General features: G+C 71.7%; 10 protein-coding genes. 4 read left to right on the top strand and 6 right to left on the bottom strand.

Translation table 11 applies throughout. From position 1 onward, the window contains the following. The 3 genes from GXW71_RS29180 to rsmA all read left to right on the top strand — a co-directional run. Positions 1-2,164, top strand: a 2,164-nt coding sequence (locus tag GXW71_RS29180; protein WP_367617394.1) for an LPS-assembly protein LptD, incomplete at its 5' end; no start/stop codon positions are given. 283 nt (positions 2,165-2,447) lie between these two features. Further along, on the top strand, positions 2,448-3,806 hold the full coding sequence (locus GXW71_RS29175; protein WP_246526991.1) for a peptidylprolyl isomerase: 1,359 nt from the start codon (positions 2,448-2,450) through the stop codon (positions 3,804-3,806). Positions 3,807-3,989: 183 nt separating this feature from the next. Next, a complete protein-coding gene (gene rsmA, locus GXW71_RS29170) occupies positions 3,990-4,817 on the top strand; it encodes a 16S rRNA (adenine(1518)-N(6)/adenine(1519)-N(6))-dimethyltransferase RsmA (RefSeq protein ID WP_211856235.1) in 828 nt (275 codons plus the stop codon). Here the strand turns inward: rsmA and GXW71_RS29165 are convergent, their stop codons facing one another. From GXW71_RS29165 to GXW71_RS29150, 4 genes are all read right to left on the bottom strand, one after another. Beyond that, the gene (locus GXW71_RS29165) at positions 4,818-5,135 is read right to left on the bottom strand and encodes a hypothetical protein (protein ID WP_211856234.1); all 318 of its coding nucleotides are present in this window, start codon (positions 5,133-5,135) and stop codon (positions 4,818-4,820) included. 114 nt (positions 5,136-5,249) lie between these two features. Further along, entirely contained in the window at positions 5,250-6,176 is a 927-nt protein-coding gene (locus GXW71_RS35555) for an AEC family transporter (RefSeq protein WP_211856233.1), read from the bottom strand. Positions 6,177-6,182: 6 nt separating this feature from the next. Beyond that, positions 6,183-6,800, bottom strand: a complete 618-nt coding sequence (gmk, locus tag GXW71_RS29155; RefSeq protein ID WP_211856232.1) for a guanylate kinase — start codon at positions 6,798-6,800, stop codon at positions 6,183-6,185. 112 nt (positions 6,801-6,912) lie between these two features. Continuing rightward, positions 6,913-7,812, bottom strand: a complete 900-nt coding sequence (locus tag GXW71_RS29150; RefSeq protein ID WP_211856231.1) for a YicC/YloC family endoribonuclease — start codon at positions 7,810-7,812, stop codon at positions 6,913-6,915. 38 nt (positions 7,813-7,850) lie between these two features. Between GXW71_RS29150 and GXW71_RS29145 the strand changes: the two genes are divergently transcribed. After that, positions 7,851-8,636: an SDR family NAD(P)-dependent oxidoreductase gene (locus tag GXW71_RS29145; protein WP_367617393.1), complete on the top strand. Its 786-nt coding sequence runs from the start codon at positions 7,851-7,853 to the stop codon at positions 8,634-8,636. A gap of 167 nt (positions 8,637-8,803) precedes the next feature. Here the strand turns inward: GXW71_RS29145 and mltG are convergent, their stop codons facing one another. Both mltG and fabF read right to left on the bottom strand, forming a co-directional pair. Then, the gene (gene mltG, locus GXW71_RS29140) at positions 8,804-9,769 is read right to left on the bottom strand and encodes an endolytic transglycosylase MltG (protein ID WP_246526990.1); all 966 of its coding nucleotides are present in this window, start codon (positions 9,767-9,769) and stop codon (positions 8,804-8,806) included. Between the two features lie 65 nt (positions 9,770-9,834). Then, on the bottom strand, positions 9,835-11,115 hold the full coding sequence (gene fabF, locus GXW71_RS29135; RefSeq protein ID WP_211856229.1) for a beta-ketoacyl-ACP synthase II: 1,281 nt from the start codon (positions 11,113-11,115) through the stop codon (positions 9,835-9,837). Positions 11,116-11,139: the final 24 nt, after the last annotated feature.

Here is an 11,139-nt window from a genome sequence, read left to right as displayed (position 1 = left end):
CGCGGCGCCGCCCGCAGCCGGCACGCCGGCGCTGCCCGGTGGCCGCCGCACGGGGCAGCCGAGCAGGAACGAGCCGGTCACCTTCACCGCCAATGAGGTCGAATACGACCGCGACCGAGCGCTGGTCACCGCGCGCGGCCGGGTCGAGGCCTGGCAGGGTGACCGCATCCTGCGCGCCGACGAATTCACCTATGACCGCAACACCGGTGTCGCGACGGTGCGCGGCAATGTGCAGGTCCTGGAAGCCGACGGCCAGGTGATCTTCGCCGACAGCGCCGTGCTGTCGAACAACATGCGCAACGCGGTGGTCGAAGGGCTGCGGGCGCTGCTGGCGCAGAACGGACGCATGGCGGCGGCCGGCGCGCGGCGCACCGATGGCACGATCTTCGACCTCGCCCGCGTCACCTATTCGAGCTGCAACCTCTGCCAGGACGATCCGCTGGCGCCGCCGCTCTGGCAGCTCCGCGCGCGCGTCGCGACCTGGGACCAGACGAACCGCCAGGTGCGCTACCGCGACGCACGCGTCGAATTCGCCGGCATCCCGCTGCTCTACACGCCCTATCTGCAGCATCCGGACGGCTCGGCGCCGCGCCAGTCTGGCTTTCTGAGCCCCACCTTCGGCATCACGCGCTACCTCGGCGGCTTCCTGGAGCTGCCCTATTACTGGGCGATCGACGAGAGCCAGGATCTGAAGGTCAGCCCCACCATCTCCACCCGGCAGGTGCCCAATCTCGGCCTCGAGTACCGGCGCCGCTTCAATTCCGGCGAACTGCAGGTCGCGGGCTCGCTCGGCTACAATTCCGGCACCGACGATGGCACGGAGAGCCGCGGCTTCGTCGGCCACATCTTCAGCCGCGGCCGTTTCTCGCTCGACGAGAACTGGCGCACCGGCTTTGACTTCAACCGCGCCTCGTCCGAGACCTATCTGCGCACCTGGCGCTACGATGCCCGACGCGTGCTGTCGAGTTCCGCCTTCGTCGAAGGCTTCTGGGGAGCGGACGGCTATGCGCGCATCGACGGCCGTGCCTACCAGGGGCTGAGCACGACCGACGACCTGTCGGTAACGCCCTATGTGCTGCCGAACACCTATGCCGACTACGTGATGCGGGACGGCATCGGCGGCACCTTCACCATCGACACCTGGAACTTCGCGATCTTCCGCGACACCGGCACCGACACAAGGCGCGCCTCGACCCGGATGACCTACGAGCTGCCCTTCGTGGAAGGCGTCACCGGCTCGGCCTTCACCTTCCGCGCCCAGGGCGACCTTGCCCAATACTCCTACGACAAGCTGAACATGGCGCCGAACTTCGTGACCGGCGTCGCCGGCTCCGGCACGGCTACCCAGGCGAATATCCGCATGGCCCTCGACTGGCGGCTGCCGCTGGTCAGGAGCGCCGGCGACTGGGGCAGCCAGATGATCGAGCCCCGCGTGCAGATCGTGACCGGGCCGAACACCGGCAGCCAGATCCGGGTGCCGAACGAAGACAGCCTCGATTTCGAATTCACCGACGCCAACCTCTTCGAGCTGAACCGCTTCGTCGGCCGCGACCGCCAGGAGGGCGGCACCCGCATCGACGCCGCGATGCGCGGCGCCTGGTATTTCCCGAATGGCGGCCAGGTCGAGGCGCTGGCCGGGCGGTCCTTCCGCATCGCGGGCGACGGCGGGCCCTTCTACACCGGCTCCGGCCTCGAGAATCGCGAGAGCGACTGGGTGGGGCGGCTCCGGCTCTCGCCGGTGCCCTGGCTGACCTTCCTCGGCCGCACCCGGCTCGATGCCGATACCGGGGAGCGCCGCTTCATCGATGCCTCGGCGACCGTGACCCGGGGCCCGACCGCGGTGTCCGCCGGCTATCTCTTCGCGACCGCCGCCCCCTACCTCAACCCGGTCCGCGACCGTGAGGAAGTGTCGCTCGGCGTCACCCAGCGGATCGGGCAGAATTGGCGCGTCAGCGCCTCCGGCCGCTACGATATCGGCATCCAGCGGCCGGTTTCGGTGGCGGCCAGCGCCGCCTATGAGGATGAGTGCTTCATCCTGGAGGGCCGCTTCGTCCACCGCTACGCGGTCGACCCGACGACCAACAGCGAATACGCATCGAGCACGCTGCTGCTGATCCGCCTGACCCTGAAGACCGTGGGTGATTTCGGGTTTAGGGCTATTTGAGTCCTCAGACGCCGGCGCCGGCATCCGCCGGCTTGGCTACCGCGCTGTCGGCGGAGCACTGGCGGCGTCGGTCGGTCGCGCGCGGGGCCGCATTCGCGGCCCCGGGGCATCGCTTCGCTCGCCCCGCCGGAATTGATGGCGGCCTACGGCCGCGTGGCGCTCGCCTCCGAAGCCTCGGCGAAGGAGGGTGCGCTGCAAAAACGCCCGATTCCGCTGCGAAGGGGCTTCCCTTCCGCAGCCGTGGCTGGCATCCCGCCCGCAACGGAGGTTATGACAGCGCCCCATGGCCATGATGCATCCCCGGCTTCTGCCCCTTCTCGCCCTTGGCGTGGCCTTTGCCGCGACGCCCGCGCTGGCGCAGCGGGGCTCGGCCTCGCCGGCCGTCGCCCAAGCCCAGGCGCCCAGTGCCGGCAGCAACCGCATCCTCGCGGTGGTCAATGGCGACGTGATCAGCCGCTCCGACGTGCAGAGCCGCCGCCGGCTCTTTGCTCTCACCTCCGGCCTGCGCGGCACCGAAGGCGCAGCGGAGGGCATGGATGCGCAGATCCTGCGCCTGCTGGTCGATGAGCGGCTGCGCCTGCAGGAGGTCAACCGCCGCCGCATCGCGGTGACCGACGAAGAGATCGCCGAGGCGATGCGCGAAATCGAGGCCCGCAACGGCATGCCGAGCGGGCGGCTGGTTGGCGAGCTGCGCCGCGCCAATATCGAACCGCGGGTGATGTACGACCAGGTCCGCGTGCAGATCGGCTGGAGCCGGCTGCTGCGCGCATTGCTGGGCCCGCAGGCCCAGCCCGCCGACAGCGAGGTGCAGGAGGCGCTGAACGCCGCCCGCGCGCGCATCGGCGAGCCGGAATTCCTGGTCTCCGAGATCTTCATCCCGGTCGATGACCCCGCCAAGACCGCCGAGACCCAGGCCTTCGTCGAGGACGTGGTCGGACGACTGCGCCGCGGCCTCCCCTTCCCGGTGGCGGCGACCCAGTTCAGCCAGGCGCAGACCGCGCTGCAGGGTGGCGATCTTGGCTGGGTGAAGGCCGATCAGCTCGACCCCGCGATCACGCGGCTGGTGACCCAGATGCCGCCCGGCGCGGTCAGCAACGCGGTCAGGGTGCCGGGCGGCTGGCAGATCGTGGCACTGCGCCAGCGCCGGGAAAGCGGGCGCGACAACGCGACCATCCTCTCGGCGCGGCAGGTCTTCACCCCCTTCCCGACGCCGCTCAACCCGCAGTTCCCGACCCCGCAGCAGATCCAGGTCGTGGAGCGCGCCCGCGCCCTGTCCGGCAGCGCCCGCGGCTGCGATGCCATGGAAGCCGCGGCCCGCGGCAGCCCGCGCCCGGCCGATCCCGGCCCGATCCGGCTGGAGCAGGTCAATCCGCCGGAATTCCGGCAGTTGCTGTCCGGGCTGGCGCCGGGCCGGGCCTCGGAGCCGATCATCGCGCCGGAGGGCGTGATCGTGATCATGGTCTGCTCCCGCGAGAGCCGGAACCTTGCCGAGATCACGCCGGAGCAGGTCCGCGGCCAGCTCCTGCGCGACCGCGTCGAGCTCCTGTCGCGTCAGTTGCAGCGCGACCTGCGCCGCCGCGCCCAGGTGGAGATGCGCGACACCGCGCGCCCGGCCTCAGCCCCCGCCGAGCGCCGGGGCTGAGAGCCCGTTTGAGAATGGCCGCGGGGCGCTCTGGCGGTCCTTTTCCGCCCCTGCCGCGCCGGCCTCCTCGCCGATGCAACCAGCATCGGCTGCGTCGCCCGACACGACAGGAGCGAAAAATGCCTCGCCAGCCCGCCACCGCGCCATTCCCAAACGGGCTCTGACCTGCCCGACAGCGGCCCCGTGACCGCGACGCCACTGCCCTCGCTTGCCGAGACCATCGCGCGGCATGGGCTGGATGCACGGAAATCGCTCGGCCAGCACTTCCTGCTCGATCCCGCGCTCTGCACGCGGATCGCGGCCCAGGCGGGCGACCTTGCAGGACGCCATGTGCTGGAGGTGGGGCCCGGCCCCGGCGGGCTGACCAGGGCCCTGCTGGCGACGGCGGCCGCCGATGTGACCGCGGTCGAGCTCGACCGGCGCGCCATCGCGGCGCTCGCCGAGCTGGAGGCCGCGCATCCCGGCCGGCTCCGGGTGATCGAGGGTGATGCGCTGCGCATCGATCCAGCAGAGCTGCTGCCGGCGCCGAGGGTGATCATCGCCAACCTGCCCTACAATGTCGGCACGCCGCTGCTGGTCGGCTGGCTCCGTGCCGCTGCCGCGCTCGAGGGCATGGTGCTGATGTTCCAGCAGGAGGTGGCGGAGCGCATCACCGCCGCACCGGACAGCGAGCATTACGGACGGCTGGCGGTGCTGGCGCAGTGGCGCTGCCGCTGCGCGCTGCTGATGCGCCTGCCGCCGGGCGCCTTCAGCCCGCCGCCCAAGGTCTGGAGTGCAGTGGTCGGGCTGGTGCCGCATGCGGAGGCGCCACCGCCGGCGCTGTTCGCGGCGATGGAGCGCGTCACCGCCGCGGCCTTCGGCCAGCGCCGGAAGATGCTGCGCGGCGCCCTGAAATCGCTCGGTGACGCGGAAGGGCTGTTGCGCGCGGCGGAGATCGCCGGCGAGCGGCGCGCGGAAACCCTCAGCGTCGCGGAGTTCGACCGCCTCGCACGGCTGGTCGCGGCGCGCTGATCATGAAGCCTCGCCCGCGGCCGCGCTCAGCACGACCGGGCCGAGCCCGAGCGGCACCACGCCGGCCGGGCCCGGCACCGATTGGGCAGCGAGCTCGGCCAGGACATAGGTCGGGCTGAGCCAGGGGCAGACGGCCTTGCAATGCTCCGGCGCCACCGGCAGGCAGAAGGCGCCGGCCGCCAGCAGCCGAGCCTGGCGCTCATTCCGGGCGACCACCTCACAGCAGCCATTGAAGCGGCTGCAGGCCCAGACCTCGGGCATGGCCGTCGGCTCGATCGGAAGGAGACGCCACAACTGCAGCGCCAGGCCATCGCCCATCGCCTTCGCCCTCCGCGCCTTGTGGTGCAGGGCGAAATGTTTCTCATGCTGGCAAAGTAATCAAGGTAAACGCTCGAATCCGCGCCCGAAAACATTCGGCCGGCCGGGAAGCCTTCAGCCGTCCCGGAACCAGCCCAGCAAGAGAGCGAGCGTGCCGATCGAGAGCAGGGTCGAGATCAGCACCACGGCGCCCGAACCGCCGGTATCCCCGCCATAGCGGCGCGCCAGCAGGAAGGCGTTGGCTCCGGTCGGCATGGCGGCGGCGGTGACGGCGACCGCGGTCTCGAGCGGGCCAAGGCCGAACAGCCGGCAGCAGCCCCAGACCAAGGCGGGCATCGCCAGCAGCTTCAGCAGCACCAGCAGCGCCGCCTCGCCGCCGGCCCGCTTCGGGTCGAAGGCGGCGAGCCCACCGCCGAGCACGAAGAGCGCGGCCGGCGGCAGCGCCCCGCCCAGCAGTTCCAGCATGCGGCGGAGCGCCGCCGGCACCGGGATGCCGAGCTGGCTCACGACCATCGCCAGCAGCAGCGACATCACGATCGGATTGCGCGCCATGCCGCCGAGCGAGGCGCGCAGCACGCGCCGCCAGGGCGCATGCGCGTTGATGCCGATCTCGGCGACGATGGTCGCGAGCCCGAGCAGCACCAGCGAATGCAGCGCCAGGATGCCGACCAGGATCGCGAGCCCGGCCTGGCCATAGGCGGCCGCGACCAGCGGCAGCCCCATCATGACGGTGTTGCCGTAGGAGGCATTGAGGGCGAAGAAGCCGGCCTCGCCGAAGGGCTGGCCAAGGCCGCGGCGCGCGATCAGCAGCGCGGCGCCGAACAGGATCAGCGCGCCGGTGAAGAAGGCGAAGGCGGCGGGGCCGGCACCGACATGCCCGGCGGTGCCGCCGGCGAAGAGCAGCGCCGGCGCCGCGAGCGAGAAGCAGAAATCATTGAGGCCGCGGAAGCCGGCTTCGTTGATCCAGTTGCGCTTCGCGGTAACGAAGCCCATCGCGATGATCGCGAAGACCGGCGCGACGACTTCGAGGATGATGCCCACGCGGCGTCAGGCCGAGAGCCGCGATACGAAATCCGCAAGGCCCGGCTGGCGCGCTGCGGCGCTGCGCGCGGCGTGCAGCACGGCGCGCGCCGAGGCGACGGTCTCGACGAAGTCCCGATTGATCAGCACATGGTCGAACTCGGCCCAATGCGCGATTTCGTCGCGGGCCGCGGCCATGCGGCGAGCCACCTCCCCCGCGCTGTCCTGGCCGCGCCCGGCCAGGCGCCGCTCCAGCTCCGCGAGCGAGGGCGGCAGCAGGAAGAGGCCGACGACATCACCGGGGAGCTTGTCGCGGAGCTGGCGATGGCCCTGCCAGTCGATGTCGAAGAGCACGTCCCGCCCGGCGGCGAGCGCCACTTCCACCGGCGCGCGCGGCGTGCCGTAGCGCCGGCCGAAGATCGCGGCATGCTCCAGCATCTCGTCGCCTTCGACCATGGCGAGGAACTCCGCCTCGCTGCGGAAGAAGTAGTGGACGCCCTCGGCTTCGCCGGGCCGCGGCGCGCGCGTGGTGGCGCTGATCGAAAGCGCGAGCGCCGGCTCGCTGTCCAGCAATGCGCGCGCGACCGAGGATTTGCCGGCGCCGGAGGGAGCCGCGATGACGAGGCAGACGCCCCTTCGAGGCATGGTCTGCCCGTCCGATTCACGCTCCGCGCCCTTCGGCGCTCCGCGATCGGACGACATGGTCTGCCCGTCCGATTCACGCTCCGCGCCCTTCGGCGCTCCGCGATCGGACGGGTTACTCGACATTCGCCGCCTGCTCCTTCAGCCGCTCGATCGCGGCCTTCAGGTCGAGGCCGATGCGGGTCAGCGCCACGGTCGCGGATTTCGAGCAGAGCGTATTCGCCTCACGCACGAATTCCTGGGTGAGGAAATCGAGCTTGCGGCCGATCGCCTCGCCCGAGGCCAGCAGCGCGCGCGCCTGCTCGAGATGGGCACCGAGCCGATCCAGCTCCTCCCGCACATCGGACTTGCCGGCGAGCAGCGCGACCTCGGCCGCGAGCCGCTCCTCCGGTACGCGGCGGTCGCCATCGAGCAGCGCCGCAAGCTGCTCCAGCAGCCGCGCCTTCTGGGCAGCAGGCTGCAGGACCGCCTCCCGCGCCGCATCGGTGCAGAGCGCGGCGATCTCGTCGAGCAACGCGCCCAGGATGGCGGAGAGCTTCTCCCCCTCCGCGCGGCGGGACGCCTCGAGGCCGGCCAGCGCTTCCGCATAGCCGGCGGCGATGGTGGCGCGCTTCGCGTCCTCGGCACCTTCCTCGGGCTCTGCGACCTCGGCGCGCAATACACCCGGGAGCGTCAGCAGCGCCTCGGCACGCGGCGGCGGCGCGCCCGGGATGCGGGCGGCAAGGTCGAGGGCCAGCTTGATCGCCTGCTCCAGCGCCGCCGGATCAGGGGTGAGGCGGGGTGCCCGCTCCTCCCGCTTCACGGTCAGCGTCGCGGAGACATTGCCGCGGCGGAGCCGCTTGGCGGTCGCGTCCTTCAGCGCCGGCTCCAGCGCGTCGAGCCCGTTCGGCAGGCGCAGCCGGGTCTCGAGGTTGCGGCCGTTGACGCTGCGGATTTCCCACACGAAGGAGGCGCCATCGGGCAGCGTGCCCGCAGCGCGCGCGAAGCCGGTCATGGAGGCGAGGCGTGTCGACATGTCCGGCTTTTCCACCGGCGCGGGAAGGGATGCAAGGGATGGCTGTCTACCCGTGGCGCGCGGCGCTGATCACCGGCGCTTCTTCCGGCCTCGGACGGGCGCTGGCGGAGGCGCTGGCCGCCCCGGGTGCAGCACTTTGCCTGACCGGGCGGGATGCTGCCCGCCTGGCCGAGGCCGCCGCCGCCTGCCGGGCCCGCGGGGCCACGGTGCGCGAGGCCTTGGTCGATGTCCGGGACGCGGCGGCGATGGAGGCGCTGATCCGTGGCGCCGGGCGGCTCGACCTCGTGATCGCCAATGCCGGGGTCTCGGCCGGGACCGGCGGCGCCAGCGAGCCGGCGGACCAGGCGCGGGCGATCATGGCGGTGAACGTGACGGGCATGCTGAACACCGCGATCCCGGCGCTGGAGGTCATGGCCGCCCAGGAACCCGGCCCGGACGGGCTGCGCGGCCGGGTCGCGGTCATCGCCTCGATCGCCGGCTTCGTCGCGGCCCCGGGCGCACCGGCCTATTGCGCGAGCAAATTCGCCGCCCGCGCCTGGGCGGAGGCGGCGGATGGCGCAGCGCGGCCCCGCGGCCTCCGGGTGCATGCCATCTGTCCCGGCTATGTGCGGACCCCGATGACCGCACGGAACGCCTTCCCGATGCCCCTGCTCATGGATGCCGAGGACGCGGCAAGACGGACCCTCGACGGCATTGCCCGCGGCCGGGTCCGTATTGCCTATCCGCGCCGCCTCTACGCGATGGCGCGGCTCATCGGAGCACTGCCGCCCGCCTGGCTCTCGGCACTCATGCGGCTTTTCCCGGCCAAGGCACGCGGCGGCTAAAGGGGAACCGCGCAATGCGGCCGCAGACCGCCACCGGTTCATGCGGAGCGAGGCGAAGCCGATGCTCCGGGGCCGCGAAGCGGCCCGCGCGCGACCTCAGCCGCGCCGGGAGCACTCTGACAGCGCGCTAGCCAAGGCCGCGGATGCGGCCGCCGGCGCTTGAGGGCTCATCTAACAGCCCTCTGCCGCTCCACATCCCGCCAGCGGGCGACGTTGCGGTTGTGCTCCTCGAGCGTGCGGGCGAAGGCGTGGCCGCCATTGCCGTCGGCAACGAAGTAGAGGAAGTCGTTCGCTTCCGGATGCAGCACCGCACGCAGGCTCTCGCGGCCGGGGCTCGCGATCGGGCCCGGCGGCAGGCCGCGGTTGCGGTAGGTGTTGAAGGGGTGGTCGCGGTCGAGGTCGACCCGGCTCAGCGGCCGGTCCAGCGCCGCGCCGTCGGCGGCGGCATAGGCGACGGTCGGATCGGATTGCAGCGGCATGCCGCGCCTGAGCCGGTTCATGAAGACGCCGGCGACCCGCGCCCGCTCCTCCGGACGACCGGTCTCGCGCTCGACGATGCTGGCGAGCACCAGGGCCTCCCGGGGCGAGGCCAGCGGCAGGTCGGGGGAGCGGCCGGCCCAGGCCTCGGCCAGGGTCTGGGCCATGGCGGCCTCGGCGCGGCGCAGCACGGCGGCGCGGGCGTCGCCATAGGCATAGGCATAGGTCTCGGGCAGCACCGTGCCTTCGGAGGGGGCCGATACCTCCCCCATCAGCCCTTCGGCGCCGTCCAGCAGCCCGACGATCTGCCGGGCGGTCAGCCCCTCGGGAATGGTCAGGCGGCGCTGCACGGGGCGGCCGTCGCGCAGGATCTCCAGCACATCGGCAAGGCTCGCATGGGCGGGGAAGGCGAATTCGGCGGCGCGGACCGGCCCCTCGTCGCGGGTGATCCAGGCAGCGGCTGTGAAGGCGCGGGGATCGCCGATGACGCGCGCCCTGGCCAACGCCTCCGCGACGGCGGCGAGGCCGCCGCGCGGCACCACGAATTGCGCCGGCTCCGCGAGCGGGCCGGGCTTGCGGTAGAGGTGCAGCGCGAGGACGGCACCGCCACCGGCCAGCAGCAGCACCCCGCCGATGACCATGGCCAGGATGCGCAACCCGCGTCGCCGCCGGGGGCGCGGTGCCGGGGCGGCGTCGTGCGCCGCCTCTGGCTCGCCCCCGCTCAGGGCGCCCCGCGGAAGAGGATGCTGGCGTTGGTGCCGCCGAAGCCGAAGCTGTTCGACAGCGCGACCTCGATCCGGCGCGGCTGCGCCTCCTTCGCGACGCGGTCGATGACGCTCGCGCGCGACGGCTTGTCTAGGTTCAGCGTCGGCGGCGCCACCTGGTCGCGGATGGAGAGGATCGAGAAGATGCCCTCGACCGCGCCTGCGGCCCCCAGCAGATGGCCGATCGCCGACTTGGTGGAGGACATGGCGACGCTGCGGGCGGCATCGCCGAACATCCGCTCCACCGCGCCGAGCTCGACATCATCAGCGAAGGTCGAGGTGCCATGGGCATTGACGTACTGCACCTGCTCCGGCTCCAGCCGGGCGGAGCGCATCGCCGCCTTCATCGCGCGATAGGCGCCATCGCCGTTATCGGGCGGCGCAGTGATGTGATAGGCGTCGCCCGACATGCCGTAGCCGATCACCTCGGCATAGATCTTGGCGCCGCGCTTCTTCGCGTGCTCGTATTCCTCGAGCACCAGCACGCCGGCGCCCTCGCCCATGACGAATCCGTCGCGATTCTCGTCCCAGGGGCGGGACGCCTGTGCGGGCGTCTCGTTGAACCCGGTCGAGAGGGCACGGGCCGCGCAGAAGCCGCCGATGCCGATCTCATTGATCGTGGCCTCGGCGCCGCCCGCCACCATCACGTCGGCATCGCCCAGCGCAATGAGGCGGGAAGCATCGCCTATCGCGTGCACGCCGGTGGCGCAGGCGGTGACCACCGCGTGATTCGGGCCCTTGAAGCCGTATTTGATCGAGACATGGCCGGAGGCGAGGTTGATCAGCGCGCTCGGGATGAAGAAGGGCGACAGGCGGCGCACCTTGCCGGCGCGAACGGTCTCGGACGTCTCGTAGATGGTGTCGAGGCCACCGATGCCGGAGCCGATCATGACGCCGGTGGCGCAGCGGCCGTCCTCGTCTTCCGGCATCCAGCCGGAATCCTCGACCGCCTCGGACGCGGCCACCAGCGCGAGCTGGATGAACCGGTCCATCTTCTTCTGATCCTTGATCGGGATCCACTCGTTCAGGTCGAGCCCGCCCTCGCTCCGGGTCCCCGCCGGCACCGGGCCGGCGACCTTCGCCGGCAGGTCCTTGGTGTCGAAGGACTGGATGGCGGTGATGCCGCTTTCGGCATTCAGCAAGCGCTTCCAGACACGCTCGACGCCGAGGCCAAGCGGCGAGGCGATGCCCATGCCGGTGACGACAACGCGACGCGACGACGACCCGTGCTGGAACACGTTGCTTCTTCCCTGCCTGTCAGT

The organism is Plastoroseomonas hellenica, assembly GCF_018129085.1.
Lineage (GTDB): Bacteria > Pseudomonadota > Alphaproteobacteria > Acetobacterales > Acetobacteraceae > Plastoroseomonas > Plastoroseomonas hellenica.
This window is presented reverse-complemented; position numbering and strand designations above follow the sequence as displayed.

Bases quoted from the DNA above. Each gene is read 5' to 3' on its own strand.
- GXW71_RS29145 (WP_367617393.1), top strand. From the start codon at position 7,851: ATGGCTGTCTACCCGTGGCGCGCGGCGCTGATCACCGGCGCTTCTTCC.
- gmk (WP_211856232.1), bottom strand. From the start codon at position 6,800: ATGCCTCGAAGGGGCGTCTGCCTCGTCATCGCGGCTCCCTCCGGCGCC.
- GXW71_RS29165 (WP_211856234.1), bottom strand. From the start codon at position 5,135: ATGGGCGATGGCCTGGCGCTGCAGTTGTGGCGTCTCCTTCCGATCGAG.
- GXW71_RS29175 (WP_246526991.1), top strand. From the start codon at position 2,448: ATGGCCATGATGCATCCCCGGCTTCTGCCCCTTCTCGCCCTTGGCGTG.
- GXW71_RS29150 (WP_211856231.1), bottom strand. From the start codon at position 7,812: ATGTCGACACGCCTCGCCTCCATGACCGGCTTCGCGCGCGCTGCGGGC.